This is a genomic window from Pseudomonas sp. MF08817 (genome assembly GCF_059862705.1).
On record NZ_JCBCUY010000001.1, the window covers coordinates 155,132 to 180,384 of the forward strand.

Annotated in this window: 31 protein-coding genes and 1 pseudogene; 9 read left to right on the top strand and 23 right to left on the bottom strand. The window is 62.5% G+C overall.

Annotated elements, in window-relative coordinates; translation table 11 throughout:
* Window positions 1–24 precede the first annotated feature (24 nt).
* A complete protein-coding gene (locus AC19YR_RS00735; protein ID WP_371856227.1) occupies window positions 25–1,866 on the bottom strand; it encodes a potassium transporter Kup in 1,842 nt (613 codons plus the stop codon).
* Window positions 1,867–2,233: 367 nt separating this feature from the next.
* On the opposite strand from AC19YR_RS00735, the gene rimO reads away from it, so the two are divergent.
* The 6 genes from rimO to tsaA all read left to right on the top strand — a co-directional run bounded on the left by rimO (window position 2,234) and on the right by tsaA (window position 7,234).
* Window positions 2,234–3,571: a 30S ribosomal protein S12 methylthiotransferase RimO gene (gene rimO / locus AC19YR_RS00740; RefSeq protein ID WP_095108050.1), complete on the top strand. Its 1,338-nt coding sequence runs from the start codon at window positions 2,234–2,236 to the stop codon at window positions 3,569–3,571.
* Window positions 3,572–3,669: 98 nt separating this feature from the next.
* On the top strand, window positions 3,670–4,143 hold the full coding sequence (locus tag AC19YR_RS00745) for a GNAT family N-acetyltransferase (protein ID WP_500596766.1): 474 nt from the start codon (window positions 3,670–3,672) through the stop codon (window positions 4,141–4,143).
* A gap of 93 nt (window positions 4,144–4,236) precedes the next feature.
* Complete coding sequence (locus AC19YR_RS00750; RefSeq protein ID WP_095108048.1) at window positions 4,237–4,947, top strand: rRNA pseudouridine synthase; 711 nt, start codon at window positions 4,237–4,239, stop codon at window positions 4,945–4,947.
* Window positions 4,948–5,024: 77 nt separating this feature from the next.
* On the top strand, window positions 5,025–5,486 hold the full coding sequence (locus tag AC19YR_RS00755; RefSeq protein ID WP_095108047.1) for a YehS family protein: 462 nt from the start codon (window positions 5,025–5,027) through the stop codon (window positions 5,484–5,486).
* A gap of 132 nt (window positions 5,487–5,618) precedes the next feature.
* A complete protein-coding gene (locus tag AC19YR_RS00760) occupies window positions 5,619–6,389 on the top strand; it encodes an SDR family oxidoreductase (RefSeq protein ID WP_095108046.1) in 771 nt (256 codons plus the stop codon).
* A 146-nt stretch (window positions 6,390–6,535) separates the two neighbouring features.
* Entirely contained in the window at window positions 6,536–7,234 is a 699-nt protein-coding gene (tsaA, locus tag AC19YR_RS00765) for a tRNA (N6-threonylcarbamoyladenosine(37)-N6)-methyltransferase TrmO (RefSeq protein WP_500596768.1), read from the top strand.
* A 63-nt stretch (window positions 7,235–7,297) separates the two neighbouring features.
* Here the strand turns inward: tsaA and fpr are convergent, their stop codons facing one another.
* Window positions 7,298–8,077, bottom strand: a complete 780-nt coding sequence (fpr, locus tag AC19YR_RS00770; protein ID WP_019827846.1) for a ferredoxin-NADP reductase — start codon at window positions 8,075–8,077, stop codon at window positions 7,298–7,300.
* A 122-nt stretch (window positions 8,078–8,199) separates the two neighbouring features.
* On the opposite strand from fpr, the gene AC19YR_RS00775 reads away from it, so the two are divergent.
* Window positions 8,200–9,126 (top strand): LysR family transcriptional regulator, encoded by a 927-nt coding sequence (locus AC19YR_RS00775; RefSeq protein WP_095108044.1) that lies wholly within the window; start codon window positions 8,200–8,202, stop codon window positions 9,124–9,126.
* Between the two features lie 6 nt (window positions 9,127–9,132).
* On the opposite strand, the gene AC19YR_RS00780 is transcribed toward AC19YR_RS00775, so the two are convergent.
* The 3 genes from AC19YR_RS00780 to AC19YR_RS00790 all read right to left on the bottom strand — a co-directional run bounded on the left by AC19YR_RS00780 (window position 9,133) and on the right by AC19YR_RS00790 (window position 11,168).
* Window positions 9,133–9,495 carry a diacylglycerol kinase gene (locus AC19YR_RS00780; protein WP_095108043.1) on the bottom strand — a complete coding sequence of 121 codons (363 nt, stop codon included), beginning with the start codon at window positions 9,493–9,495 and terminating at the stop codon, window positions 9,133–9,135.
* A gap of 73 nt (window positions 9,496–9,568) precedes the next feature.
* Window positions 9,569–10,219: a response regulator transcription factor ErdR gene (gene erdR / locus AC19YR_RS00785; protein ID WP_095108042.1), complete on the bottom strand. Its 651-nt coding sequence runs from the start codon at window positions 10,217–10,219 to the stop codon at window positions 9,569–9,571.
* A 172-nt stretch (window positions 10,220–10,391) separates the two neighbouring features.
* Window positions 10,392–11,168: a tRNA-uridine aminocarboxypropyltransferase gene (locus AC19YR_RS00790; protein WP_095108187.1), complete on the bottom strand. Its 777-nt coding sequence runs from the start codon at window positions 11,166–11,168 to the stop codon at window positions 10,392–10,394.
* 194 nt (window positions 11,169–11,362) lie between these two features.
* On the opposite strand from AC19YR_RS00790, the gene AC19YR_RS00795 reads away from it, so the two are divergent.
* Window positions 11,363–11,785: a quorum-sensing-regulated virulence factor family protein gene (locus AC19YR_RS00795; RefSeq protein ID WP_095108041.1), complete on the top strand. Its 423-nt coding sequence runs from the start codon at window positions 11,363–11,365 to the stop codon at window positions 11,783–11,785.
* On the opposite strand, the gene AC19YR_RS00800 is transcribed toward AC19YR_RS00795, so the two are convergent.
* Complete coding sequence (locus AC19YR_RS00800; protein WP_095108040.1) at window positions 11,786–11,980, bottom strand: hypothetical protein; 195 nt, start codon at window positions 11,978–11,980, stop codon at window positions 11,786–11,788.
* Between the two features lie 200 nt (window positions 11,981–12,180).
* Here AC19YR_RS00800 and AC19YR_RS00805 point away from each other — a divergent pair, with 200 nt between their 5' ends.
* Entirely contained in the window at window positions 12,181–13,299 is a 1,119-nt protein-coding gene (locus AC19YR_RS00805) for an LOG family protein (protein ID WP_500596770.1), read from the top strand.
* A gap of 5 nt (window positions 13,300–13,304) precedes the next feature.
* Here AC19YR_RS00805 and recX read toward each other — a convergent pair whose 3' ends face one another.
* From recX to AC19YR_RS00890, 17 genes and pseudogenes are all read right to left on the bottom strand, one after another.
* The gene (gene recX, locus AC19YR_RS00810; RefSeq protein ID WP_500596771.1) at window positions 13,305–13,772 is read right to left on the bottom strand and encodes a recombination regulator RecX; all 468 of its coding nucleotides are present in this window, start codon (window positions 13,770–13,772) and stop codon (window positions 13,305–13,307) included.
* A gap of 8 nt (window positions 13,773–13,780) precedes the next feature.
* Entirely contained in the window at window positions 13,781–14,833 is a 1,053-nt protein-coding gene (gene recA, locus AC19YR_RS00815) for a recombinase RecA (RefSeq protein WP_500596772.1), read from the bottom strand.
* An 83-nt stretch (window positions 14,834–14,916) separates the two neighbouring features.
* Window positions 14,917–15,417, bottom strand: coding sequence for a CinA family protein (locus AC19YR_RS00820; protein ID WP_095108036.1), 501 nt, complete (start codon window positions 15,415–15,417; stop codon window positions 14,917–14,919).
* An 81-nt stretch (window positions 15,418–15,498) separates the two neighbouring features.
* The gene (locus AC19YR_RS00825; RefSeq protein WP_095108035.1) at window positions 15,499–16,035 is read right to left on the bottom strand and encodes a lysis system i-spanin subunit Rz; all 537 of its coding nucleotides are present in this window, start codon (window positions 16,033–16,035) and stop codon (window positions 15,499–15,501) included.
* Complete coding sequence (locus tag AC19YR_RS00830; protein WP_500596773.1) at window positions 16,017–16,580, bottom strand: glycoside hydrolase family 19 protein; 564 nt, start codon at window positions 16,578–16,580, stop codon at window positions 16,017–16,019. Before AC19YR_RS00830 ends, AC19YR_RS00825 begins: the two co-directional genes overlap by 19 nt.
* A gap of 50 nt (window positions 16,581–16,630) precedes the next feature.
* Window positions 16,631–16,810 (bottom strand): hypothetical protein, encoded by a 180-nt coding sequence (locus tag AC19YR_RS00835; protein WP_095108033.1) that lies wholly within the window; start codon window positions 16,808–16,810, stop codon window positions 16,631–16,633.
* A 1,066-nt stretch (window positions 16,811–17,876) separates the two neighbouring features.
* A pseudogene (locus AC19YR_RS00840) lies at window positions 17,877–18,086 on the bottom strand (phage tail protein); the annotation flags it as partial.
* Window positions 18,087–18,095: 9 nt separating this feature from the next.
* Window positions 18,096–18,695 (bottom strand): YmfQ family protein, encoded by a 600-nt coding sequence (locus AC19YR_RS00845; RefSeq protein WP_500596775.1) that lies wholly within the window; start codon window positions 18,693–18,695, stop codon window positions 18,096–18,098.
* On the bottom strand, window positions 18,683–19,723 hold the full coding sequence (locus AC19YR_RS00850; protein WP_500596776.1) for a baseplate J/gp47 family protein: 1,041 nt from the start codon (window positions 19,721–19,723) through the stop codon (window positions 18,683–18,685). The genes AC19YR_RS00845 and AC19YR_RS00850 overlap by 13 nt, the downstream gene beginning before the upstream one ends.
* A complete protein-coding gene (locus AC19YR_RS00855) occupies window positions 19,713–20,111 on the bottom strand; it encodes a phage GP46 family protein (protein ID WP_095108030.1) in 399 nt (132 codons plus the stop codon). The genes AC19YR_RS00850 and AC19YR_RS00855 overlap by 11 nt, the downstream gene beginning before the upstream one ends.
* On the bottom strand, window positions 20,111–20,620 hold the full coding sequence (locus AC19YR_RS00860) for a phage baseplate assembly protein V (protein WP_095108029.1): 510 nt from the start codon (window positions 20,618–20,620) through the stop codon (window positions 20,111–20,113). The genes AC19YR_RS00855 and AC19YR_RS00860 overlap by 1 nt, the downstream gene beginning before the upstream one ends.
* Window positions 20,621–20,641: 21 nt before the next feature.
* Window positions 20,642–21,685 (bottom strand): phage baseplate assembly protein, encoded by a 1,044-nt coding sequence (locus AC19YR_RS00865; protein ID WP_095108028.1) that lies wholly within the window; start codon window positions 21,683–21,685, stop codon window positions 20,642–20,644.
* A 3-nt stretch (window positions 21,686–21,688) separates the two neighbouring features.
* Entirely contained in the window at window positions 21,689–22,927 is a 1,239-nt protein-coding gene (locus AC19YR_RS00870) for a DNA circularization protein (RefSeq protein ID WP_500596778.1), read from the bottom strand.
* Window positions 22,914–24,443: a phage tail protein gene (locus tag AC19YR_RS00875; RefSeq protein WP_500596780.1), complete on the bottom strand. Its 1,530-nt coding sequence runs from the start codon at window positions 24,441–24,443 to the stop codon at window positions 22,914–22,916. Before AC19YR_RS00875 ends, AC19YR_RS00870 begins: the two co-directional genes overlap by 14 nt.
* On the bottom strand, window positions 24,443–24,628 hold the full coding sequence (locus AC19YR_RS00880; protein WP_500596867.1) for a hypothetical protein: 186 nt from the start codon (window positions 24,626–24,628) through the stop codon (window positions 24,443–24,445). Before AC19YR_RS00880 ends, AC19YR_RS00875 begins: the two co-directional genes overlap by 1 nt.
* Window positions 24,574–24,870: a phage tail assembly protein gene (locus tag AC19YR_RS00885; protein WP_095108025.1), complete on the bottom strand. Its 297-nt coding sequence runs from the start codon at window positions 24,868–24,870 to the stop codon at window positions 24,574–24,576. Before AC19YR_RS00885 ends, AC19YR_RS00880 begins: the two co-directional genes overlap by 55 nt.
* A complete protein-coding gene (locus tag AC19YR_RS00890; RefSeq protein WP_095108024.1) occupies window positions 24,867–25,214 on the bottom strand; it encodes a phage tail tube protein in 348 nt (115 codons plus the stop codon). Before AC19YR_RS00890 ends, AC19YR_RS00885 begins: the two co-directional genes overlap by 4 nt.
* Window positions 25,215–25,253 lie beyond the last annotated feature (39 nt).

A 25,253-nucleotide genomic window follows, 5' to 3' on the forward strand; every position in this document is an offset into this window, starting at 1 on the left:
CGGGGGCTTTTTTGTGGCGCAGGCTTACATCTCGACTTGGGTACCCAGTTCGATCACCCGGTTTACCGGCAGGTTGAAGAAACGCAGGTTGCCGTTGGCGTTTTTCAACATGAAGGCGAACAAGGCTTCGCGCCAGCGGGCCATGCCTTCGAGCTTAGAGGCGATCACCGTTTCGCGGCTCAGGAAGTAGGTGGTGCGCATGGGGCTGAAGTCCAGGTCTTGCAGGTGGCAGAGCTTCAGGGCCTGGGGTACGTCGGGTTCGTCGGTGAAGCCAAAGTGCAGAATGACCCGGAAGAAGCCTTCGCCATGGGCCACCACTTCGAAGCGCCGCGACGCCGGTACGCGGGGGATGTCTTCATAGACCACCGTCAGCAGTACCACCTGTTCGTGCAGCACCTGGTTGTGCAGCAGGTTATGTAGCAAGGCATGGGGCACGGCGTCCGGACGGGCGGTGAGAAACACCGCTGTACCCTGAACCCGATGCGGTGGCTGCACGCGGATGCTGCTGATAAAGATCGGCAGCGGCAACCCGCTTTCGTCCAGGCGATCGACCAGCAGTTGCTTGCCACGCTTCCAGGTGGTCATCAACACGAACAAAACGATGCCCGCCAGCACCGGGAAGGCGCCGCCCTGAATGATTTTCGGCACGTTGGCAGCGAAGAACAGGCCATCGACCAGCAGGAACCCCAGTAACACCGGCACCGCGAGGATCGGTGGCCATTTCCACAACAGCAGCATCACTGCCGACACCAGGATGGTGGTCATCAGCATGGTGCCGGTCACCGCCACGCCGTAAGCCGAGGCCAGGGCGCCGGACGACTCGAAGCCCAGCACCAGCAGGATCACCCCGACCATCAGCGCCCAGTTGACGGCGCCGATGTAGATTTGCCCCTGCTCATCGCTAGAGGTGTGCTGGATGTGCATGCGCGGGATGTAGCCGAGTTGGATCGCTTGACGGGTCAGGGAGAACGCCCCGGAAATCACCGCTTGGGAGGCGATCACCGTGGCCAGGGTCGAGAGCGCCACCAGCGGGATCAGCGCCCAGCTCGGCGCCAGCAGGTAGAAGGGGTTGCGCGCCGCTTCCGGGTCCGCCAGCAGCATCGCGCCCTGGCCGAAGTAGTTCAGCACCAACGCCGGCAGCACCAGGATGAACCAGGCACGGGCAATCGGCTTGCGGCCGAAGTGGCCCATGTCGGCGTACAGCGCCTCAGCGCCGGTCAGCGCCAGCACCACCGCGCCGAGGATCGCCACGCCCATGCCCGGGTGCACCATAAAGAAGCGCACAGCCCACACCGGGTTCATCGCCTTGAGCACTTCCGGTTGATGGACGATGCCCCAGACGCCCAGCGCCCCCAGCACCAGGAACCAAGTCACCATCACCGGGCCGAACAGGATGCCGATGCGCGCCGTGCCATGGCTCTGGATCAGGAACAACGCCACCAGCACCACCAGCGACAGCGGCACCACCCAATGGTCGATGCCGTCGAAGGCCAGGCCCAGCCCTTCAATGGCCGAAAGCACGGAAATCGCCGGGGTAATCATGCTGTCGCCATAGAACAGCGCAGCGCCGATCAAGCCGCACACCACCAGCAGGGTGCGCAGGCGCGGGTGATCCGCCGCCGCCCGCCGAGCCAGGGCGGTCAGGGCCATGATGCCGCCCTCGCCCTGGTTGTCGGCGCGCAACACAAACAGCATGTACTTGATCGAAACTACCCAGATCAGCGACCAGAAAATCAGCGCCAGGATGCCCAGCACCCCATCGTGATTGACCGGTACTCCGTACCCGCCGGAAAACACCTCTTTGAGGGTGTACAACGGGCTGGTGCCGATATCGCCGTAAACCACCCCGACCGCCGCCACCAGCATGCTCAACGGCTTGGCGGGCGAATGCCCGGCATCCGCCACCTGACTACTTGCCTGACCCATCAACCACTCCTGCCACCGCACCGGGGCTTAATTGGAAAGCGCGCCTACACTTGAAAAACCCGCGCGACCTGTCGTGCAGCATGGGCGTTTTACGCGTTGTAACAGATTCTCAATTGACCTACGGGATCCGCTCGGTCTTGACGGCGCGAAGCATAGCGCAGCACTCGTCGTTTTTCCCTGCATAAAGCTGGTCAAGTGCGTTTCCCATCGCTAGAATTGCGCACTTTTTGACCAGAGGCGCAGCCAAGCGCCCACCCGCAACCTCGTCGTGCCCGACCGGTTGTGTCATTCCATACCGAGGTTAGACATGTCCACCACCCCCGCGCCGGCCAATCCCAAGGTTGGCTTCGTCTCTTTGGGTTGCCCAAAAGCCTTGGTCGACTCCGAGCGCATCCTCACGCAGTTGCGAATGGAGGGCTATGACGTCGTGTCCACCTACCAGGACGCCGACGTGGTAGTCGTCAACACCTGCGGTTTCATCGATTCGGCCAAGGCCGAGTCGTTGGAAGTGATCGGTGAAGCCATCAAGGAAAACGGCAAGGTCATCGTCACCGGTTGCATGGGTGTCGAAGAAGGCAATATCCGCAACGTGCACCCCAGCGTGCTCGCGGTGACCGGCCCGCAGCAGTACGAGCAAGTGGTCAACGCGGTGCACGACGCCGTGCCACCACGCCAGGACCACAACCCGCTGATCGACCTGGTGCCGCCGCAAGGCATCAAGCTGACGCCGCGCCACTACGCCTACCTGAAGATTTCCGAAGGCTGCAACCACAGTTGCAGCTTCTGCATCATCCCCTCGATGCGCGGCAAACTGGTCAGCCGCCCGGTGGGCGACGTGCTGGACGAGGCCCAGCGCCTGGTCAAGGCCGGGGTCAAGGAACTGCTGGTGATTTCCCAGGACACCAGCGCCTACGGCGTGGACGTCAAGTACCGCACCGGGTTCTGGAACGGCGCGCCGGTGAAAACCCGCATGACCGAACTGTGCGAAGCCCTGAGCAGCCTCGGCGTGTGGGTGCGCCTGCACTACGTCTACCCCTACCCTCACGTGGACGAACTGATCCCCCTGATGGCCGCCGGCAAGATCCTGCCGTACCTGGACATCCCGTTCCAGCACGCCAGCCCCAAAGTGCTCAAGGCCATGAAACGCCCAGCCTTTGAAGACAAGACCCTGGCGCGGATCAAGAACTGGCGCGTGATCTGCCCGGATCTCATCATCCGTTCCACCTTCATCGTCGGTTTCCCCGGCGAAACCGAAGAAGACTTCCAGTACCTGCTCGACTGGCTGACCGAAGCCCAGCTCGACCGCGTCGGTTGCTTCCAGTATTCGCCGGTCGAAGGCGCCCCGGCCAACCTCCTGGACGCGGCCATCGTGCCCGATGACGTCAAGCAGGATCGCTGGGACCGCTTCATGGCCCATCAACAGGCCATCAGCTCGGCGCGCCTGCAACAGCGCATCGGCCGCGAGATCGAAGTGCTGGTGGACGAAGTTGACGAACAGGGCGCCGTCGGCCGCTGCTTCTTCGACGCCCCGGAAATCGACGGCAACGTGTTCATCGACAACGGCAGCAACCTCAAGCCTGGCGACAAGGTCTGGTGCAAAGTCACCGACGCCGACGAATACGACCTCTGGGCCGAACAGATCTAAGGCCTGAAGCTGAAAAAGCCCTGCTCTGTGACAAGATGCGGGGCTTTTTTACGGCTATCGTTCTGGGCATCGCCACCACCGCACAAGGAACCGCCGGCATGCTCAAGCACTCGGCCATCCACACCCCCAAACAGAGCGACTACGACGAGTTGACCCAGGTGTGGGAAGCCTCGGTACGCGCCACCCACAACTTCCTGCCCGAGAGCTACATCAGCCTGCTCAAGGACCTGGTGCGCACCCGCTACCTGGATGCGGTGATGCTGATCTGCACCAAGGACGCACGCCAGCACATCACCGGGTTCGCCGGCATCGCGGCGGGCAAGATCGAAATGCTCTTCATCGACCCAGCCCAGCGTGGCCAGGGCCTGGGCAAGCAGTTGCTGCGCTATGCCATCGAGCACCTCAATGCCGATCAACTGGACGTCAACGAACAGAACCCGCAAGCCCTGGGTTTCTACCTCAAGCAAGGTTTTGAAGCCGTCGGTCGCTCAGAGCACGATGGCATGGGCCAGCCCTACCCGCTGCTACACATGCGCTTGCGCCCGGCCCAGGCTGCGTTCCGACGCGGCTGAACCGGCGCAAAAAACCGGCCCCTGCAAATGGACCCGCGATTAACCGGCGCCAGGCAGGTACAATGCCCACCCCTTTTTTACTACGGCCCTGTCATGACTGACCCGATACGTCTCTCCAAACGCCTCATCGAACTCGTCGGCTGTTCCCGTCGGGAGGCTGAGCTGTTCATCGAGGGCGGCTGGGTCACCGTGGACGGCGAAGTGATCGACGAGCCGCAGTTCAAGGTCGACACGCAAAAAGTCGAGCTGGACAAGGACGCCAAGGCCACCGCGCCAGAGCCGGTCACCCTGCTGCTCCATGCCCCGGCGGGCGTGGACGCCGAAACCGCGATGCAGAGCCTGGGCGCCGAAACCCTGAGCGAAGAACACCGCTACGGCAAGCGCCCGCTCAAGGGCCACTTCCTGCGCCTGAACGCCAGCGCCGACCTGCAAGCCAACGCCAGCGGCCTGTTGGTGTTCACCCAGGACTGGAAAATCCTGCGCAAACTCACTGCCGACGCCAGCAAGATCGAGCAGGAGTACGTGGTCGAGGTCGAAGGCGACATGGCGGCCCATGGCCTCAATCGCCTGAACCACGGCCTCACCTATAAAGGCAAGGAGCTGCCGGCAGTCAAGGCCAGTTGGCAGAACGAGAATCGCCTGCGCTTTGCCATGAAGAACCCGCAACCGGGAATCATCGCCCTGCTGTGCCAGGCTGTCGGCCTGAAGGTCATCGCCATGCGCCGCATCCGTATCGGCGGCGTGTCCATCGGCAAGGTGCCGGTGGGCCAATGGCGCTACCTGTCCGCCAAAGAGAAGTTCTAACGACTTCGCGCAACACCCTACATCTCGACGCCGCGCCCAGACGCGGCGCTCACGACCGATCGATCAGGACTGCCCACATGATTCATAACGACGTACTGCGCAGCGTGCGCTACATGCTCGACATCAGCGACAACAAGGTTGTCGAACTCATCAAGCTCGGCGGCATGGACGTCAGCAAGGAAGACCTGGTGACCTACCTCAAGAAAGACGAGGAAGAAGGCTTCGTCTTCTGCCCCGACGAGGTCATGGCCCACTTCCTCGATGGCCTGGTGATCTTCAAGCGCGGCAAGGACGAGAGCCGCCCGCCGCTGCCCATCGAACTGCCGGTCACCAACAACATCATCCTGAAAAAACTGCGTGTGGCCTTCGAGCTCAAGGAAGACGACATGCACGCGATCCTCAAGGCCTCGGAGTTCCCGGTGTCCAAGCCCGAGCTGAGCGCGCTGTTCCGCAAGTTCGGCCACACCAACTACCGCACCTGTGGCGACCAGTTGCTGCGCAACTTCCTCAAGGGCCTGACCCTGCGCGTCCGCCCCTGACCCTTGCCCTGTGGGGCGGCCACCCACGGCCGCCCCACAGGCATGCCCGCCCATTCTCACCAGCAATGATGGCTCCGCTGCGCGCCACTGACCGCTAGGGTAGCGACATCCCCTCAGCCCTCAGGATTCGCCATGCACCCTTACTTCTCCCTGCAAGGCCGCACCGCCCTGGTGACCGGCGGCACCCGTGGTATCGGCAAAATGATCGCCAAAGCCTTCGTCGAAGCCGGCGCCACCGTCTATGTCTGCGCTCGCGATGCCCAGGCCTGCGCACAAACCGCGCTTGAGTTGAGCGCCCACGGTACGTGCCATGGCATCGCCGCCAACCTGGCCACGGAGGAAGGCGTGCAGCAACTGGCCGCCACCCTGGGCGAGCGCATCGGCCAACTCGACATTCTGGTCAACAACGCTGGCACCACGTGGGGCGCGCCCCTGGAAAGCTACCCGGCCAAGGGCTGGGAAAAGGTCATGCAACTGAACGTGACGTCCGTGTTCACCTGCATCCAGCAATTGCTACCACTGTTGCGCAAGGCCGGCTGCGCGGCGAACCCAGCACGGGTCATCAACATCGGCTCGGCGGCCGGTATTTCTTCCTTCGGCGAACAGGCCTACGCCTACGGCCCGAGCAAAGCCGCGCTGCACCAACTGTCGCGCCTCCTCGCTCGGGAGCTGGTGAGCCAGCACATCAACATCAACGTGATCGCCCCCGGGCGCTTCCCCAGCAAAATGACCCAGCACATCGGCAACGATGAACAGGCCCTGGCCGAAGACACCGCGCTGATCCCGATGAAACGCTGGGGCCGAGAAGAGGAAATGGCCGCTCTCGCCATCAGCCTGGCGAGTACGGCCGGGGCCTACATGACCGGCAACATCATTCCTTTGGATGGCGGGTTTAGCCTCTGAGATAGCGCGCGGCTATCGCGGGCAAACCCCACAGGGAAGCGATTGCGCTGAGGTGGGAGCGAACCCGCTCGCGATAGCGCCCCAACGGCCACCCCGGCGCCTACCCGGGTTATCATGCCCGCCCCTCTTGCGCCTCGATCCAGACCATGACCTACAGCGTTTCCCCCATCGGCTTCGTGCGCTCCTGCTTCAAGGAGAAATTCGCCATCCCCCGCCAACCGCAACTGGCACCGGCGGCACGGGGCGTCCTGGAGTTGGTGGCGCCTTTCGATCAGGGCGAAGCGGTGCAGGGGCTGGAACAGGTGAGCCATGTGTGGCTGCTGTTCCTGTTCCATCAAGCCCTGGAAGACAAGCCACGGCTCAAGGTGCGCCCGCCACGCCTGGGTGGCAACAAATCCATGGGGGTGTTCGCCACGCGCGCCACCCATCGCCCGAACGGCATCGGCCAATCGGTGGTGAAGCTGGACAAGGTGGAGGCGGGGCGCCTGTGGATATCCGGTATCGACCTGCTGGACGGCACGCCGGTTCTCGACATCAAGCCCTACGTGCCTTACGCCGACATCATCGCCGCTGCCAGCAACACCATCGCCAGCGCCGCGCCGGCATTGATCCCGGTGCAGTGGCAGGATTCGGCCCTGCAACAGGCTCACAGCCACGCTCAGCGCCTTGCAGAGCCGTTGGTGGAACTGATCGAGCAATGCCTGGCCCAGGACCCCCGCCCGGCCTACCAGGCACCGGCGCCGGAACGCGAGTACGGGGCGCAGTTCTGGGACGTGGATGTGCGCTGGCACTACCCGCAACCAGAGTTGATCCGCGTGCTGGAAGTCATCCCCGCACACGCCTGAACCCCAGAAACGACTGTGGGAGCGGGCAAGCCCGCTCCCACACAGGAGCCGCTTTAAACAGGCTTACTTCTCGACGAATGCACGCTCGATCAGGTAATCACCCGGCTCGCGCATGCGCGGCGAGACTTTCAGGCCGAAGCTGTTGAGCACTTCGCTGGTTTCGTCGAGCATGCTCGGGCTGCCGCACAGCATGGCGCGGTCGTCCTGCGGGTTGATCGGCGGCAGGCCGATATCGCTGAACAGCTTGCCGCTGCGCATCAAGTCGGTCAGGCGCCCCTCGTTCTCGAACGGCTCGCGGGTCACGGTGGGGTAGTAGATGAGTTTTTCGCGCAGCGCTTCGCCGAAGAACTCGTTCTGCGGCAGGTGCTCGGTGATGAATTCGCGGTAGGCGACTTCATTGACGTAGCGCACACCGTGGCACAGGATCACTTTCTCGAAACGCTCGTAGGTTTCCGGGTCCTGGATCACGCTCATGAACGGCGCCAGGCCTGTGCCGGTGCTGAGCAGGTACAAATGCTTGCCCGGTTTCAAGTCGTCGAGCACCAGCGTGCCTGTCGGCTTTTTGCTGATGATGATCTCGTCGCCTTCCTTGAGGTGCTGCAACTGGGACGTCAGCGGGCCATCGGGCACCTTGATGCTGAAGAATTCCAGATGCTCTTCCCAATTGGGGCTGGCAATCGAGTAAGCGCGCATAAGCGGGCGGCCGTTGGGCTGTTGCAGGCCGATCATCACGAACTGACCGTTCTCGAAGCGCAGGCCCGGATCGCGGGTGCACTTGAAGCTGAACAGAGTGTCGTTCCAGTGGTGAACACTGAGGACACGCTCGTGGTTCATGTTGCTCATGTACGTGGGACTCCTGGAGATTTTGCCTGCGCCGACAGGGTGCGCAATTGCATCGCATTCTAATGGCGGTGACAATATCTGTTAAATGGATTATTAAGATAAGGGTTATCGGTTATATCGATATGCGATTTACTCTCCGTCAACTTCAAGTATTCGTCGCCGTCGCTCAGCAAGAGAGCGTGTCCCGTGCTGCCGGCCTGCTTGCCCTGTCGCAATCGGCGGCCAGCACTTCGATCACGGAACTGGAACGCCAATCCAGCTGCCAGTTGTTCGACCGCGCCGGCAAACGCCTGAGCCTCAACGCCCTGGGCAAACAACTGTTGCCCCAAGCCGTGGCCCTGCTCGACCAGGCCAAGGAAATCGAAGACCTGCTCAACGGCAAGTCCGGTTTCGGCTCACTGGCGGTCGGCGCCACGCTAACCATCGGCAACTACCTGGCCACCCTGCTGATCGGCAGCTTCATGCAGCGCCATCCCGAGAGCCAGGTGAAACTCCATGTACAGAACACTGCCCATATCGTGCAGCAAGTTGCCCACTATGAAATTGATCTGGGTCTAATCGAGGGCGACTGTAGCCACCCGGATATCGAAGTGCAGAGCTGGGTCGAGGATGAATTGGTAGTGTTCTGCGCGCCTCAGCACCCCCTCGCCGCCCAGGGCCAGGCGAGCATGGAGCAGTTGACCCATGAGGCGTGGATCTTGCGGGAACAGGGTTCGGGCACGCGCCTGACCTTCGACCAGGCCATGCGCCATCACCGCAACTCGCTGAACATCCGCCTGGAACTGGAACACACCGAAGCGATCAAGCGTGCGGTGGAGTCGGGCCTGGGCATCGGCTGCATTTCCCGCCTGGCCCTGCGCGATGCGTTCCGCCGCGGCAGCCTGGTACCGGTGGAAACCCCGGACCTGGACCTGGCGCGGCAGTTCTACTTCATCTGGCATAAACAGAAGTACCAGACGTCGGCCATGCGCGAATTCCTGGAACTGTGCCGCGCCTTCACCGCCGGGGTGCAGCGTAGCGACGAAATCGTGCTGCCCAGCATCCCCTGAGCGAGGTCAGAGCAGAATCACCGCCCACACCACGGCAATCATGCTCAACGCCACGAATTGCGCGGCGCTGCCCATGTCCTTGGCGTTTTTCGACAAGGGGTGCAGGTCCAGAGAGATGCGGTCGATGGCCGCTTCCACGGCCGAGTTGAGCAACTCGACGATCAGCGCCAGCAGGCACACGGCGATCAGCAAGGCACGCTCGACGCGGCTGACGTGGAACAGGAAACTCACGGGAATCAGGATCACGTTGAGCAAAACCAACTGGCGAAAGGCGGCTTCGCCGACAAAAGCGGCGCGCAACCCATCAAGGGAATAGCCGCCAGCGTTGAGAATGCGTTTAAGACCGGTTTGACCTTTGAAAGGCGACATAGAAGTAGGCAACTGAAAAAAGGAAGGGAAAACTAGTTCAACGGAAGTCAAAAAAGCGTGAAGGCACAACGCCTTACTGGCTGGAAATTGACTCAAGCTGTTGCAGCAACAATGCCGCCTGGGTGCGGGTGCGCACGCCCAGCTTGCGAAAAATCGCCGTAACGTGGGCCTTGATGGTGGCCTCCGACACGCTCAACTCATAGGCGATCTGTTTGTTCAACAAGCCTTCGCAGACCATGGTCAGCACGCGGAACTGCTGCGGCGTCAGGCTGGCCAACCCGGCACTGGCGGCTTTGGCTTCATCGGAAACAGCCACATCCTCGAACGCTTGGGGCGGCCACGACACATCACCGTCCAGCACCGTGCGCACGGCCTGCTGGATCGCTTCCATGGAGCTGGATTTGGGAATGAAGCCACTGGCGCCGAACTCGCGGGACTTGACCATGATCGACGCTTCTTCCTGCGCCGAGACCATCACCACCGGAATTTGCGGATACTGGCCACGCAACAGCACCAACCCGGAAAAACCGTAGGCCCCCGGCATATTCAGGTCCAGCAGCACCAGGTCCCAGTCGGCCTTCTCGGTCAGACGGGTTTCCAGTTCGGCAATACTCGCCACTTCCACTAACCGGACCTCAGGGCCAAGGCCCAAGGTGACCGCTTGGTGCAGTGCGCTACGGAAGAGGGGGTGGTCATCGGCAATCAGGATTTCGTATGTGGCCATCAGTCAAATGATCCTGTTTTTTTATGGGAGAACCGATGGATTCGGTCCTCGCCAAAACAACATAAGGTGACAACCTGCTGGCCATCACCGAAGGGCGAACTCAAACCAAAGGCCCGCCAAACGGGGCGGGCGCCCTAAACGGCGCCAAGCATGCCCAGCGCAGCCTATGGGGTCAAGCCGCAGTGCCACTACGTGCCTGCATGGTAATAGCACCTTGCGGGACAAAGGGCGCCAGTTCAGCGTGGGCGGCAGTGGTCTCGTCTAGGGGTAATTGATGCTTGGCATCCAAGTAATGCTGGCTGAACACGTCAAAATAGGCGCCCAACGCCGAGGACGCGGGGCCATCGCCCGCCAGTTCCAGGCACAAAGCCGCCACTTCGGCTGTACACAGGTGCTCACTGCGGGTGGAGCGGCGCAAGCGGTAGCGCGACAGTTTTTCCGGCAGCAGGCTGAGGATCGGCAAGCCGTCGAAATACGGGCTCTTGCGGAAAATCTTGCGGGCCTCGGTCCAGGTTGCGTCCAACAGAATAAACAGCGGCCGCTTGCGGCTATCGACCTGAACCTCATGAGTGACCCGCTCAGGCTCGACATACTCACCGGGAAACACCAGGTACGGTTGCCACTGCGGGTCGGCCAATAGCGCCAGCAACTGGGGGTTGGTTTCGGTACGCGACCAGATAAAGGCAAAGTTGTCTTGCACCACATCCGCGATCAACCACCCGGTATTGCTCGGCTTGAACACTTCCTTGGCCGTCATTATCAAGCACACCGCCGAGCGGGCCTGGACCTGAGGGCGCCAGGCGCACAGGCAATGGCTCTCGATCACCCTGCAATCATGGCAGCGCGGCGCGCGGGAACCGCGGGCCAGATAAGGCTTGGTGCTCTCTTCCTCGCGCTCGTCACGCAGGCACGCAACGGCATTGACGGCAAAGGGCGAAGCAGCGCGCAGGGTCACAGACAACTCCGGCGGGGAATGAGAATCGGCACAAATAACACTCAGGCGGGCAAAAAAAGTAACCGCAGTTTACCAGAGCAACACGCTCAAACCTGTACCGTCCACACCGCCTCCCCTATAATTCGCCGCCACTGAACGCACAGTCACGTGGCTGGTCGAAGCACCAGTCACTGAACCAGGAGAGTTTCATGCTGCGCCTTATCGTTCCTACCGCTGCCGTTCTGCTGGCGTCATCCTTCGGCGTGCAAGCCGCCTCACTCAAAGAACTCGAACTGAGCAAAATGCTGCAAAGCGTCGCCGCCCAAAGCAGCGTCGGCACGCCCCGGGCCATCAACGAAGACATCCTCGACCAGGGCTACACCGTGGAAGGCAAGGAGCTGATAAACCACCTGAGCGTGCAAAGCAGCCACGCCGAAAAAATGCGCGCAGACCCCAAGGCCGTGTACTTCCAACTGGGCTCCACCGTGTGCAACAACCCAGGCTTTCGCAAGCTGATGGCCAAGGGCGCGGTGATGCGCTACGAGTTCACGGAGGTCAAGACCAACCGCCCGGTTGCGTCGGAACGCTTCCAGGAAGCCGATTGCCTGCAACCGGCCAAAAAGAAAAAGTAATCACTGCTCCATTGCGCGCCGCTGCAAATCATCGGCGCGCAGCTCCGCCACCAGCGCTTGCAGATACTGCGAGTGCTGCCGGGGGCCCTCCAGGCGCCGCCGGCATTCATCCTCAACGCTACGATGATTGGCCCGCGCCGCCGCCTGCAACAGCTGATACAACTCGGTATCGATTTCCAGAATGATTCTGGTCATGTTTCGCCTCCCTGCGCTTGCCCACGCCAAACAGCGTCGTGATGCCTGTGTTGAGTAAATCAGAGCCATCACCGCATGCCGGCACTTCTGACCAGCGGTGATCCGCGCCCACGGCTTGCGATTGAGCGGTTGCCAGGCACGACCAGCGGAGGCCATGATCGAATCGGCAAAACCAGGCGTTGTGCAGAAGGAGACGTTGAATGCCTTACCAATCGAATGACCTCCTCAGCCGAGATCTTCAGGGCAACGGGGGCGAGCTCGCCCAGCAGGTCGAAGAACAACTCAAACTGATTTCCCCCAACAGCGCGAATATCGCGATTTATCGCGACATGATCCTCACCGTCCTGCATATGGCCAAGCAAGACCATAGCCGCTGGAACGCCAAGATCACCCTGCAGGCGTTGCGTGAACTGGAACAGGCATTCCGTGTGCTGGAGCAGTTCAAGGGGCGGCGCAAGGTCACCGTGTTCGGCTCTGCGCGAACCGCCACCGAGCACCCGCTTTACGCCATGGCCCGGGAGCTGGGCGCCGCGCTGGCGAGGTCAGACCTAATGGTCATCACCGGCGCCGGGGGCGGCATTATGTCTGCAGCCCATGAGGGCGCAGGCTTGGAGCACAGCCTGGGGTTCAACATCACCCTGCCCTTCGAGCAGCACGCCAACCCCACGGTCGATGGCACCGGCAACCTGCTGCCGTTCCATTTTTTCTTCACCCGCAAGCTGTTTTTCGTCAAGGAAGCCGATGCACTGGTGCTCTGCCCGGGCGGCTTCGGCACGCTGGATGAAGCATTGGAGGTATTGACCTTGATCCAGACTGGCAAAAGCCCCCTGGTTCCCGTGGTGCTGCTGGACACACCGGGCGGGCGCTTCTGGGAAAGTGCCCTGGATTTCATCCGCAACGAACTGGAGGCCAACCACTACATCCTGCCCAGCGACATGAAGCTGATGCGCCTGGTCTACAACGTCGAGGAGGCGGTGCAGGAGATTCAGCAGTTCTACGGTAACTTCCACTCCAGCCGCTGGCTGAAGCATCAGTTCATCATCCGCATGAATCACCCGTTGAACGAGCAGGCACTGGAGCACATCCAGCAAGCTTTTGCCAACCTGTGTTTGAGCGATTGCTTTCATCAACACAGCTACGCCGGTGAAGAACAGGATGAGGCGCAGTTCAGCCACCTGACGCGACTGTCGTTCACCTTCACCGCCCGTAATCACGGGCGCTTGCGCGAGTTGGTGGACTTTATCAACCTGCCGGAAAACTGGGCCGAGGCCGCCCCGCAGGCTTCACAGCGCAACCGTGAACCGATCAAGCTCACCTGACCGGCTCAGTCATCCAGGCCACGGCCGCTGAACAAGCGGCCGATCATCTCCATCGAAAAACCCCGGTAGCTCAGGAACCGCCCTTGCTTGGCACGCTCGCGGACATCGATCGGCAAGTGCCCGGCGAATTTCCGGCGCCAGGTGTCTTCCAACTGTGCCTGCCAATCGATACCGCTTTCGCGTAAGGCGAGTTCGATATCGGTTCGTTGCAGGCCACGTTGGCTCAACTCTTCACGAATACGCAGAGGGCCGTATCCGGAGCGGGCACGGTAGGAGACAAAGCTTTCGAGGTAGCGCGATTCGGACAGCAAGCCCTCTTGCGTCAAGCGGTCGAGTGCGGCATCGATCATTTCAGGAGGGGCGCCGCGCTGACGCAACTTGCGCGTCAGCTCGACTCGACCATGCTCGCGTCGCGCGAGCAGGTCCATTGCGGTTCGCCGTACGGCGACGGGTGTATCGAGTACGGCTGTCATGGGATCAATCAGATATCGGCGTCAGCCAGATCATCAACAGCTTCCTTGACCGGCGAAGCCTTGGTGTCTGCAGCCGGGGTCAGCAGCTTGTCGCGGATCTGTTTTTCAAGTGTGGCCGCAATCTCTGGGTTCTCCTGCAGGAACTTGGCCGAGTTGGCCTTGCCCTGACCGATCTTGGTGCCGTTATAGGCATACCAGGCCCCGGATTTTTCGACAAAGCCGTGCAACACGCCCAGGTCGATCATCTCGCCGTTCAGGTAGATACCCTTGCCGTAGAGAATCTGGAATTCAGCCTGGCGGAACGGCGGTGCCACCTTGTTCTTCACGACCTTGACACGGGTTTCGCTGCCGACAACTTCATCACCTTCCTTCACCGCGCCGGTACGGCGGATGTCCAGGCGCACCGAAGCGTAGAACTTCAGCGCGTTACCACCGGTGGTGGTTTCCGGGCTGCCGAACATCACGCCGATCTTCATGCGGATCTGGTTGATGAAGATCACCAGGCAGTTGGCGTTCTTGATGTTGCCGGTGATCTTGCGCAGCGCCTGGGACATCAAGCGAGCCTGCAGGCCAACGTGCATGTCACCCATCTCGCCTTCGATCTCGGCTTTTGGCACCAGGGCCGCCACGGAGTCGATGACGATGACGTCGATGGCATTGGAGCGCACCAGCATGTCGGTGATTTCCAGTGCCTGCTCGCCGGTGTCCGGCTGGGACACCAGCAGGTCGTCGACGTTGACGCCCAGCTTGCCGGCGTATTCCGGATCCAGGGCGTGCTCGGCGTCGACGAAGGCGCAGGTCGCGCCCATCTTCTGGGCCTGGGCGATTACGGACAGGGTCAGGGTGGTTTTACCCGAAGATTCCGGGCCGTAGATTTCAACGATACGGCCCTTTGGCAGGCCGCCGATGCCGAGCGCGATGTCCAGACCCAGAGAGCCAGTGGAAATGGCCGGGATCGCCTGACGGTCGTGATCGCCCATACGCATTACGGCACCCTTGCCGAATTGACGTTCGATCTGACCCAGGGCCGCAGCCAAGGCTTTCTTCTTGTTGTCGTCCATTAAAGTCCTCACGTAATCAATAAGGCCTGACGGCCAACACCTGTATAAGTAGACAGTATTATTCCACAGCGTTTGAAGATCGCCTACCCCTGTTTTGAGATTTCTGCCTCGGCATGCAGCAACAACCCCTCTAGCGCGGCCTTCACCGTTTGTCGGCGGACATCGTCGCGGTTGCCGGGGAAGTGCCGCACCTCGCTCACTACCGCCTCTCCTACGCCCCAAGCCAGCCAAACGGTGCCCACCGGTTTATGCGGTGAACCACCGTCCGGCCCCGCCACACCACTGACCGCCACGGCAAAATGCGCCCCGCTTTTAGCCTGGGCGCCACGCACCATGGCCTCGACCACCTCGCGGCTCACCGCCCCAACCTGGTCGAACAAAGGCGCGGGCACGTCCAACTGGCGGGTTTTCTGGCGATTGGAATAGGTCACGTAACCGGCCTCGAACCACGCCGAACTGCCGGCAATGCGCGTGATCGCTTCGGCAATCCCGCCCCCGGTACAGGACTCGGCGGTGCTGACGTGGGCATTGAGCACCTGCAAACGCCGCCCCAGTTCAGCGGCAAGCTGAGTAATTTCGTCCATGACTGTCTCCCGGTCAGGTTGGCGAAACCACCACCCTACACGAGCCGCCTGCCCTGACAAGCCGCCCAGGCGCTCAAAATGTTAGCGCCCAATCGCCCGCACATAGGCCTGGCAGGCGCGCAGGGCAATCAGTCCCTGATCGCCGGCGTCGGTGATGGCGATAATTCGCTGAGCATGCGCTGGGTCAAGTCGGGCGCGCGCGGCGCCATGAACCACGCCGCCGGTGCCGGTAGCGGCGGGCACTGCACCGCCAGCGGCTGAACCCGCACCGTCGAGGAGGACTGACAGCCGCAGATCAGCAGTGGCAAGACGGTCGCGTAGGCGAGTCTGATTGCCTTGTGCATCGCTTAACTCCTGATAGTGCTGTTGGTCACTGGCCTGAAGCTGCTGCTCCAGCGCCAGACGTTGATCCTGGGCGGCCCGTAACCCACTCGCCGCCGCCACGGATAGCTGTTGCAGCGCCTGGGCGTGCAGACTGGCCTGCTCCGCCAACTGCCGCCCAAAACGCCACGCCTGAATTTGCCAGGAACCCGCCGCCGCACTGCCCGCCACCACGGCCAGCAACACAACGACGCCCGTCACCTGGAACCCCCTGGGCATCAGGCCGAAGGCTGGCATAACACCGCCCTCGCCCGTGCCCACAACTGCAAACGGTCCTGCAGCCCATTCAACCCGCCGTTGATCCGCCGGGTGATGCTGTTGAACTGATCCTGGTCCGCCAGCTCATTGAGCCCATTAAGCTGCCAAAACCACCCCGCCGACTCCGCAGCCCACTGCGGTTGCTCCAGCAATTGAGGTTGCTGGAGCAACCGCTCATCGCCAAACAACGCGAGGCTGCATTGCCGATAATTGGCGCGCCCGGTGATTTGCAAGAGGCCGCGGCCGCGGTAACACTGCCCATCTCCATCGGCCTCAGGCGTATTACCCAGGCGCCTTGCCAACGAACCGGTGTCGTACTTGCTCAGGTAGTGCTCACTGCCCAACTCACGCAGGTACTGCAATTGGCCAGACTCATGGCCCACCTGCGCGAGAAATGCAGCGATGCGTTTGGGTGTGGTGATTTGGTGATGAGGCATGGCGGCGTTAAGGGCAGAAATGAAAACGCCCGCTTGGGAGCGGGCGTTTGGGAGGATTTCTAGCAATTTTCGCAGAGTTAGTTGCATTTCCCTGATCTCTTTCAGTCATCTAAAGATGGAGCCCGCTCTAGTTATTTCTAGATAACCGCCTCAGGAGGAACCTCCACCACTGACACCGCGCCACTTTCTTCTACCTTGAATCCGTACCCCAACTGACCTCTTATCAATTTGAGATACTCGTCATCGGTCAATTCAATTCCATCTTCAATAACATCAAGCGATCCGTAGAAACCACCATCTTTTGGGCAGTAAAACATAATAAATCCCCTCTTATTTTCCGGTGCTTTGATAGTGAATAACGGGTACCCACCCTGTCATAGGAGTAGTGATGCTGACGCTGAAGGAGGTCAAGCTTTCGAGTGGTCCCGCAGTGAGCTTGTTTGACTTTATGAATACCAATGGTTCCGGCCCTTGCGCAGATGAGGGACGACCCGCCAAAGAAACAACCGTCTCAAAATGCTGAGATAGATAGGCTCTTGGCAACGTTACCGTATAAAAATGTGAGTACCACGTCACTCCCCCTACTACCTGAGGATTAAAGGCCCCTACTGCGCTGAGAGATACCGTTCCCCATTGGCGGATATCACCTCCTGGTGTTTTTTGGAATCCGGGGTTTACCAGGCTTTGGTTTGCTCCTGTAAACATACTGAGCGTGAGATCCGCTTTCTTGGAGTACGAAGATGCCCACCAACGAGTCGCATCCCTGGTTAAAGTTATCGTGTCCCCTTGCGCCAGCTGAATAGCTGACACGTTTCCAGCTTCAGGAACACTGATCGTTTCAGACCCACTTGGCACAATAGTGAAACTGGTGCTTGCGGTAAAAACGATAGTGCCACCGGTCGGTACTCCGACAATGGGCATCAACGTTTGGGTCGATCCGGCCGCTCCCTCGACAGAGATCAAGGCGCCGACATCTGCCGCAGCCAGGGTGGTGGAGGCGTTAAGGATCCGTTTAACCCCGCTCAGGCTGCCCAGTTGGGATTGATTGACCGCCTGACCAGAAGACACCCCGCGGACCACCTGCTGCGCCCCCCCACTGCTGGCAAGGATCACCCACGACCCGCCGCTCAGCGAGCTGTTGTACTGCAACCACGCATGGCCATTGGCGACTAATTCCCCGCCCTGGAGCGCTGCGTGTGCCGCGCCGACGATGGGCTTGGCGCCCAATCCGTTTGGGTTAAACGTGCTGGCACCGGTATTGGCAGTCTTGATCTTGACCCTCACAACCGTCCCATCAGTCAGTGCGGTCAGCGCCGGTGTGAATGCTGCGACGTAAACCCCGGCAGTCCCGGTGTCAGCCGCATAGTTGGTGGCAGACGCCTGGACAATCGAGCGAATGGCCGTGACCAGTTGATTCAAATCCGCCTCCGCCGGCACCAATCCGCCTGCGGTAATAACGTTCAACATCTCCTGCGTCACCGAGTTCCCCCACGCGGAAGGGATCAGCGACCCCGGCGTTCCCGCCACGGGGTTTTCGTCGACGAATTTGCCATTGACCAGCCCTACGCTGGGGATGCTTTTGGGGTAATCCATTTTTATTCCCTATTCATAGTTGATGTGCACCAGGGTGTGAGCCGGTGCGGTGCGGTGGATGAGGCATTCCAGGGCGCTGCTGGGGTTAACGCCGAAGCGTTCGCCCCAGTAGGTGGCGCCGAAGCGGCGGCCCAGCAGCAGGCGCCCGCCGGTGTTGAGGGTCCACATGAATTGCGCTTGCCAGGTGCCGAAGCGAGCGCTACCAAACCGTGAGCGGCCGAAACGCGGGGCGCGGTGTTCGGTGAGGGTGGCGTTGGGGTAGCCCTGGGTACGGGCGATGTCCAGGTAGTAGGCGATGCTCTGGTTGCCCACTGCCAGGAGCCGGCGGCGCACGGCGAGGCGACGGTCGTCGAACAGCGGCGTGAGGCCCAGGCATGGGTCGGGCAGGTTCATCACCCGCTCCCAGTCCGGCACCAGTTCAGTGACCCCGGCCGGGTCCATTTCGTTGAGCAGGTCCACCGCGCGGGCGTCGATGCGCGCCAGTTCTTCGGCGAGGCCTTGCAGCACCTGGTGGAGTTCCGGCACCCGTTCCGGGTCCCAGGCCGGGCCGCTGGGGAGCAGGCTGCGCAGTTGTTCCTGGTATTGCCCGGCCGTTCTTATTCCAACCATGTGCAACCTCCAAAGGTCAGCAGTTGGTAGCTGGCGGCGGGGACATCGGCCAGGGGCGCCAGCAGCTTGTGATCGGTCTCGCCGGTGGCGCTGCTGATGGCTTCGGCGATGTGGCTCAGCAGCAAGGGTTCGCCCAACCCCGCTTCGCGGTTGTGCAGGTCACGCAGTTGCGCTTCGACGGCCGCGCGCACGGCGCTGGTGTCCGGGGTCAGGCGCAGGCGATAAGCCACTGCGACCGGCGCCGGCGGCATGACTTGCACTTGAGCGGTCACCGGGCGCAACGGCTCGATGTGCGCCAGGACCCGGGCCAACTGCGGTGCACTCGGGATTGGTTGCGGGTCGTCGTCGCGCATCACGAAAACAGCAACGGTGCCCGGCCCCAGGAGGCCGCCGCGACACCAGGCGCGGGTGATGCCGGGGCATTCCAAGGCCCAGGTTTCATAGTCCTGGGCCGAACCGCCGTGGGGGATGATGCGGTACGAACGGATGACCCGGGCACGCAGCGACTCCAGGCTTTCCTGGGCGATGCCCCCGGCCAGGCCCGGCGCCAGCACGGTGAAGGCATTGCCGATGCCCTGGATTGGTTGCACCGGCATCAGCACCAACCCGGCGTCGGCGTTGCCCAAGGCCCCGGCGTCCAGGGCCATGACGGTGGCACTGTTGCTGCCCGCCACCGCCGTGCGCGGCGCGGTTACCCGGTACACGCGCCCATCCAGGGCTTGCAGCAGGGTGTCGGCATCCAGCACCGCGCCGGTGGCCGCGCTGAAACTCACCGTGCCGGTGGCGGCCTGGGCGGGTTTGCGCGGTTGGTTCAGGCGTAACGCGGCGATGCGCTCCAGGGTCGATTCATCGGCCTTATCCGGGAGGATCTGCTCGGCGATCCAGTCCAGGTAGCCATAGAGGCCATAGGCGGCGCCGCTCAGGGTGCGGGCCAGCACCTGGGCATCGGACTGGCGCAGCGCATCGCTGGCCAGGTCGCTTTGGGTGCGTTTAATCAGCACCGGCAGCGAAGGGGTTTCAAACGGCATAGGTCACCTGCCAACTGTCATTAGGGTTGATGTCCAGACGCTCGCCGCTGGCCAGGGTCAGCACCGTGCGCAGGTTCAGGCGCTGAGCGTCGAGGCGTTCGGTGCGGATGTCGATGGCGCTCACGTGGCCGTCGTCGATCAGCCATTGCAAGGCTTGCCGGGCATAGAACTCGGCGTCGCCCTGGGTCTGGCGGGTCAACTTGACCCGGCGCAGCAACCACAGCCGCGAGCCGATGCGGTCATCGGCCACCGTGGGAAAACTGTCGCCCCACCAGCCGAAACGCTCCTCGTCATCGAGGGCATCGTCAGCCGCCGCGCGGCGCCAAGTGAACAGGCTGATAAGCACGGCGCGGGTCAAGGCGCTGTGGAGGTCGTTGAGCAGCACCATCACGCGTCCCCCGCCGGGGCACTGGTCTGGCCCCTGCCCGGTTGTACATTGAGGTGAACGTGCTTGATTTGGCTGATACCACCGGCGATCTGGTCGCCTTGGGAGACGATCTTGCCGCTCTGGGTCAGGGTCGGCGTGTCGATGTTTACCGCCGTGGCCGCGCGGATGTTCAAGGTGTGGGTATCGATATCGATGATGCGCCCGCGCTTGAAGTGGACCTTGTCGCCTTCGTCGGTGTAGATCGCCACTTCGCCCGGCGCCAGGGCCTTGAGGCGGTAGCGGCGGTCAGCCACCACCAGCACCACCGCGTGGGAGCGGTCGCCGCCCAGAAAGGTGGCGATGCCTTCGGCCCCGGCCAGCGGGTGGCTGGTAAAACCGTAGGGCTCAAAGTGCTCCATGTCATCGTTCACTTCGCCAGCGGTGAGGCGCATTTGCAGCGATTGCAGTTTGCTCGCCGAGTTGGCGAGCACCACGGTGCCGCGCGCCAACAGGCGTGTCAGTAGGCTCATGGGGGTTTCCTTGTGAGGGGTTCAGCGGGCCGCGGGCAGTGCCGGGCTGGCGTCGAAGCTATGGGGCGGCGCCACGCTCAGGGTGCTGATGGCACCGCGTTCGGACAGCGACCAGGTGACCTTGGAGATCAGCATGTCCTGGTCAAAACCCAGTACCGGGTCGATCACCCGCACCAGGCTGTTGTGGCGCCACAGGGCGCCATTGGTTTGCCGCCAGCCCTGCACGCTGTAGGTGGCGGCCAACGCCTTGGCGCTGCGGGTGGCGCATTCCCAGTCGGCGCGCTGCTGGGCCAGCTCTGCCGTCAGTTGCGTGGGTTCGCTGATGACCGTGACCCGTTTGCGCGGCGCCCGGCCGTCCGTGGCCAGGCCCGCGACTTCCGCCACGGCACTGCCGCTTTGGCGATCGTCACCCTTGTGCTGGCCGATCACCCGGTACTCGGAAAACACCGAGGTGTAATCCATCGCCGCGCTGGCCGAGAGGATGTTCTTGCCCAGTTCCAGGGCATCGGCCGCACGCCCGGCGCTACCGGGCTGCGCCAACACCACACGACCCTGGGCATCGTCGGTGGAAAACACCCGGTACAGGGTCAGCAAGCGGTCGATGGACTGGAACACGGTTTCACCAGGCACGATGCTGTGGCTGCGCAAGCGTGCGGTCTGGGCGATCTCGCTGACCACGCCCACGCCATAGGGCGCGGCCAGGGCCTGGACGATGCTCAACACACTCTGCTCGCGCCACTGGCCGGGACGGTTGATTGCGGCGCAGTCCACCAGGTCCTGGGTGGTGGAACTGCCTTCGATGCTCAGGCTGATCTGCCGGCCGTCGTAGCTGACCGGCGCCTTGTAGACATGGCCGCTCAGCACCAGGTCGCAGCCGATCCGCACCTGGCAGCGGGCGCCGGGGCGGATGGGCACTGCCAGGGTCTGGCCCGGCCACTGCCAGGTGATGGCGAGGGTAAAGGAGCGGAACTGACGCTCTAGGTCGGCGCTGATTTGCACGCTTTTCCAGCCGCCATAATCCAGACCGTCCACGGTCAGGGTGACGGTATTTTCCAGGTCGGTCATGGCTTACTCCCGGGCGACTTTAAGGTCGGTGGGCGGCAAGAAACCCGGGTGGGGCACGCGGTTGCGCTGCACCACCTCCCCCACCCGCGTGGCGTCGCCAAAGCGCTGATACGCCAGCACCAGGGCCGGCAGGCTCTGCATCGGCGACAGCGTTATCAAGCGCACACCGGAGGAGGCCACCGCCGTCAGGTGCCTGAACACCTGCTGGCGCAAGGCGCTCAGGGCCTGGTAATGCTCGGCATCGGCCTTGAGGGCGGCTTGCCACAGCGCTTCGTTGAGCGCCTCGCGCAGGGCCAGCACATCGTCGGCCACCGGCACTTCCAGGCGTTGCACCGGGCGCAGCGCCTGCTGCGCCAGGGACGGCGTGGCGTTCAAGGGCACGGCATTGGTGGCCACCGGCAGCGCCGCCAGCCAGTGGGCGATCTGCACCAGCAAGGCGTCCTGCACCAGGTTCGCCGTCGCCTGGGCGGCGGCGATGCTGTCCTTGCCGGTGGTCAACTGCGGCGCGTCGATCAGCCTCACCGCGTCAACCTGCTGGGACACCCCGGCGATCACCCCGCGATAGCCGCCGCGGGCGAAATCCTCGAGGTCCTTGAGGTCCCCCAGCAACCCCTTGAACTCGGCGCTCAACTGCCGCGGCAAATCCTTGATGCCGTTGACCAGGGCATGAACGTCGGCATACAGGGCCACCAGCGGCGCAAAGTGCTGCTCGATCACCTGGTACACCGTCGCCAGGCCATTGCGCAGGGCCAGCACACCGATGCGCGCCTGCCTGACCAGCGCCATCGCCAGCTCGAAGCGGCGCAGGGCCGAGCCGAGCAGGCTGTGCGCCGCCAGCAGCAACTGCTGGCGGGTATTGACCGTGGCCGTGGGAAACTGCAGGGGCCGGTCGGGGTAGAACTTCAAGGCGAACGTCACCAAGCCGCCGTCCTGGCGGGCCTGGGTCATGTCGCATTCGCCTACCTTGACCTGCATGCGCCCCAACCACGGGTGCACCAGTTCGCCACTGCCCTGCTCCAACGCCTGGAGCAACAGGTCGCGCTGCTCCAGGCAATCGGCACCGACGATAAACGCCGTCAGGTCATGGACTTTGGCCTGCTGCCCCAAGCCTTCAAAGAACGGCTGGTCCCGTTGTGGGTATTCGTGCAACTGGCCCTTGTGGCCCACCGGGGTTTTCGCCTGGTCAACCCAAAACCCCACGCCGCGAAAAGACGCCGGCAACAAACGATCACGCCAGCTCATTGGAACCTCCTAAAGACAGGGAGCGATAACCGACGCGCGGCGTCAGGTTCAGGCCCGGTTGGTTGCTACGGGGCGGGTCGACCCGCAGGCCGGGCGGTGCGTTTTCAAAGCGCACCGTCAAGCCGCCCTCCACCTGCGCGCGGTTGTTGGCGGCGCTTTGCTGCACCAGTGCGCTGGCGCCCTGGGGCAGATGGCTGGATGCGGTCAGCGACGGCGCTGATGTGCTGGCACTGGCGCCGAAAAAACCCGCTGCTGGCGCGCCCTCGCCTTGTTGGTTGCGCTTGAGTTGCTGTTCGGTGAGGCCTTGGACCTCCCCGGTGATCTTGGCGATAAAACCACCGACGCTGCCGCCGAGCATTTCCCGAAAGGGTGCGAGCACGCCTTGCAGCTTTTGCCACCAACTGGCGAACCATTCAGTGATCGGCTCCCAGTGCTGGGTAATCAGCCCCAGGGGCGACCAGTCGAAAACACTGCCAAGCACCGCATACATCGCCAGGGCTTGCGCCTGGATACCGCCCCAGAGCGCGCTGAACACCTCGCCGATGCTGCCCCAATTGGCAATCACCAAGCCCAACGGCGACCAGTTGAACAGCTCGCGCAAGAACCCCATGACCGGCACCGCCAGGGCCTGGAGCAATGCCCAGAGAGCTGCGAAGAGCCCGGTCAGCGGTGTCCAGTTGGCCATCACCAGGCCCAGTGGGCTGAAGCTGAACAGGCTTTTCAAACCGTCCATCAAGCCCTGGGCCGCCGTGCTGATGCCTTGCCAGAGGCTGGCGAGGAACCCGCTGATCGGCCCCCAGTTGGCCAACACCTGCACCATGGGCGTGAAGGCGAACAGGGTTTTGAAAAACGCGGCCATGGGCAGCACCACGGGGGCGATTTTCTGCCATAGCCCGACAAAAAACGCCGACAGCGGTTGCCAGTTCGCCACGATCAACCCCGCCGCCAGGGCAATGCCCATGGCAATCAGGGTGAAAGGCGTGGCGCCCAGGGCGAGGCTGGCCAGTTCCAACGCCTGGGACGCGCCGGCGACCGCCCCTTGAATCGCGGTAAACGCCCCCACACCGCTCGCCAGGCCTTGCACCAGTTGGGGGTTGTCCACCAGCACCTGGGCCACGCCCGCCAACAGCGGCTCGAACCCCACCGCCACGGCGCTCACCGCCGGCAACAACGCCGCGCCGAACGCCACCGAGACACGCTGGGTACTGTCGCCGAACGCATTCAGCGCTTGCGCCGTATCCGCCGGTAACCGAGGCAGTTCCAGGCCCTGGGTGCTGCGGTTGACCTGCGCCACCTGTTCTTGAAACGCCAAAGCCGAGCGCACACCGTCGACAAAGGGCGCGGCCAACCCCTCACCCTTGACCAACCCGGCCACGTCCAGCGTGCCCAGGCCGGTGTCCGCCAGGTTCTGCTGGAAGCGCTCGACGGTCGCCCGCAGCCCTGCGAGTTTGGGCGATAACTGGTCGATGCCGGTCAACAGCACCGCGCGCCGTTCTACTTTTGCTGTGTCTGCCATCACTGCACCTGTGCCATTGCGTTGATCCGTTGTGCCTGCTGTAGAGACTCGCGCAGCACATCCAGCGACCTGGCCATCATCTGTTCGGGGTCAACCTTCCAGAACCAGGCCAGGTCGTAGGCCACCGCGATCAGGTCGGCGACGGTGGCGATGCCGCACTCATGAAAAAACCGGCGACGGCCCAACTCAGGCCGTTGAGGTCCGCCAGGTCCAGTTGGTTGACCGAGGATGGCGGGATGCCTGCGCACACCGCGATGTATTTAGCCGCCACGTCCATGTCCAGGCTGACCTCCTCGCTTTTGTCGATCTTGTAGGGCAACGCCTTGATGGCGCGCACTTCCTGCACCGTCGGGCGGCGCAGGGTGAGTTCGCCCAGCGGCTCGCCGTGGGCCTCAATGGCCACGCGCAACTTCACCGTGTCGCTCATTGCCAAGTCCCCTTGATGCCTTCGAACTTGAGTTCGATGGTCGCGTCGTCGCCCTTGGCCACCGGTTCTTCCACCAGGTAAGCACCGGCCAGCACATAGACCTTGCCGTTGCTGAACTCGCAGGTGACGGTCATATCGACGCCCGCGATCAACGGTTTGAGCGGGAAGTCCGGGGTGTACAGCGCCGTGACCTTGAACGATGGCGCGATGTCGGTTTCCTTGTAGAAACCCGGCACCACGGTTTCGCGTTTGACCGCCATCAGCGGGGCTTCGCAGCCGCCACTGATGGTCAGTTGCGCGCCGTCGACCTTGACGTAGCAGGTGCCTGCAATCAGTTGACCCATGATGTTTCTCCCAAAAAAAGTAAGCCCGCGCGCGGCGGG

What these genes read in the sequence shown, in the direction of transcription:
- AC19YR_RS00735 (WP_371856227.1), bottom strand. Translation starts at nt 1,866, where the DNA reads ATGCTGGTGGCGGCGGTCGGGGTGGTTTACGGCGATATCGGCACCAGC.
- rimO (WP_095108050.1), top strand. Translation starts at nt 2,234, where the DNA reads ATGTCCACCACCCCCGCGCCGGCCAATCCCAAGGTTGGCTTCGTCTCT.
- AC19YR_RS00745 (WP_500596766.1), top strand. Translation starts at nt 3,670, where the DNA reads ATGCTCAAGCACTCGGCCATCCACACCCCCAAACAGAGCGACTACGAC.
- AC19YR_RS00750 (WP_095108048.1), top strand. Translation starts at nt 4,237, where the DNA reads ATGACTGACCCGATACGTCTCTCCAAACGCCTCATCGAACTCGTCGGC.
- AC19YR_RS00755 (WP_095108047.1), top strand. Translation starts at nt 5,025, where the DNA reads ATGATTCATAACGACGTACTGCGCAGCGTGCGCTACATGCTCGACATC.
- AC19YR_RS00760 (WP_095108046.1), top strand. Translation starts at nt 5,619, where the DNA reads ATGCACCCTTACTTCTCCCTGCAAGGCCGCACCGCCCTGGTGACCGGC.
- tsaA (WP_500596768.1), top strand. Translation starts at nt 6,536, where the DNA reads ATGACCTACAGCGTTTCCCCCATCGGCTTCGTGCGCTCCTGCTTCAAG.
- fpr (WP_019827846.1), bottom strand. Translation starts at nt 8,077, where the DNA reads ATGAGCAACATGAACCACGAGCGTGTCCTCAGTGTTCACCACTGGAAC.
- AC19YR_RS00775 (WP_095108044.1), top strand. Translation starts at nt 8,200, where the DNA reads ATGCGATTTACTCTCCGTCAACTTCAAGTATTCGTCGCCGTCGCTCAG.
- AC19YR_RS00780 (WP_095108043.1), bottom strand. Translation starts at nt 9,495, where the DNA reads ATGTCGCCTTTCAAAGGTCAAACCGGTCTTAAACGCATTCTCAACGCT.
- erdR (WP_095108042.1), bottom strand. Translation starts at nt 10,219, where the DNA reads ATGGCCACATACGAAATCCTGATTGCCGATGACCACCCCCTCTTCCGT.
- AC19YR_RS00795 (WP_095108041.1), top strand. Translation starts at nt 11,363, where the DNA reads ATGCTGCGCCTTATCGTTCCTACCGCTGCCGTTCTGCTGGCGTCATCC.
- AC19YR_RS00800 (WP_095108040.1), bottom strand. Translation starts at nt 11,980, where the DNA reads ATGACCAGAATCATTCTGGAAATCGATACCGAGTTGTATCAGCTGTTG.
- AC19YR_RS00805 (WP_500596770.1), top strand. Translation starts at nt 12,181, where the DNA reads ATGCCTTACCAATCGAATGACCTCCTCAGCCGAGATCTTCAGGGCAAC.
- recX (WP_500596771.1), bottom strand. Translation starts at nt 13,772, where the DNA reads ATGACAGCCGTACTCGATACACCCGTCGCCGTACGGCGAACCGCAATG.
- recA (WP_500596772.1), bottom strand. Translation starts at nt 14,833, where the DNA reads ATGGACGACAACAAGAAGAAAGCCTTGGCTGCGGCCCTGGGTCAGATC.
- AC19YR_RS00820 (WP_095108036.1), bottom strand. Translation starts at nt 15,417, where the DNA reads ATGGACGAAATTACTCAGCTTGCCGCTGAACTGGGGCGGCGTTTGCAG.
- AC19YR_RS00825 (WP_095108035.1), bottom strand. Translation starts at nt 16,035, where the DNA reads ATGCCAGCCTTCGGCCTGATGCCCAGGGGGTTCCAGGTGACGGGCGTC.
- AC19YR_RS00830 (WP_500596773.1), bottom strand. Translation starts at nt 16,580, where the DNA reads ATGCAACTAACTCTGCGAAAATTGCTAGAAATCCTCCCAAACGCCCGC.
- AC19YR_RS00835 (WP_095108033.1), bottom strand. Translation starts at nt 16,810, where the DNA reads ATGTTTTACTGCCCAAAAGATGGTGGTTTCTACGGATCGCTTGATGTT.
- AC19YR_RS00845 (WP_500596775.1), bottom strand. Translation starts at nt 18,695, where the DNA reads ATGGTTGGAATAAGAACGGCCGGGCAATACCAGGAACAACTGCGCAGC.
- AC19YR_RS00850 (WP_500596776.1), bottom strand. Translation starts at nt 19,723, where the DNA reads ATGCCGTTTGAAACCCCTTCGCTGCCGGTGCTGATTAAACGCACCCAA.
- AC19YR_RS00855 (WP_095108030.1), bottom strand. Translation starts at nt 20,111, where the DNA reads ATGGTGCTGCTCAACGACCTCCACAGCGCCTTGACCCGCGCCGTGCTT.
- AC19YR_RS00860 (WP_095108029.1), bottom strand. Translation starts at nt 20,620, where the DNA reads ATGAGCCTACTGACACGCCTGTTGGCGCGCGGCACCGTGGTGCTCGCC.
- AC19YR_RS00865 (WP_095108028.1), bottom strand. Translation starts at nt 21,685, where the DNA reads ATGACCGACCTGGAAAATACCGTCACCCTGACCGTGGACGGTCTGGAT.
- AC19YR_RS00870 (WP_500596778.1), bottom strand. Translation starts at nt 22,927, where the DNA reads ATGAGCTGGCGTGATCGTTTGTTGCCGGCGTCTTTTCGCGGCGTGGGG.
- AC19YR_RS00875 (WP_500596780.1), bottom strand. Translation starts at nt 24,443, where the DNA reads ATGGCAGACACAGCAAAAGTAGAACGGCGCGCGGTGCTGTTGACCGGC.
- AC19YR_RS00885 (WP_095108025.1), bottom strand. Translation starts at nt 24,870, where the DNA reads ATGAGCGACACGGTGAAGTTGCGCGTGGCCATTGAGGCCCACGGCGAG.
- AC19YR_RS00890 (WP_095108024.1), bottom strand. Translation starts at nt 25,214, where the DNA reads ATGGGTCAACTGATTGCAGGCACCTGCTACGTCAAGGTCGACGGCGCG.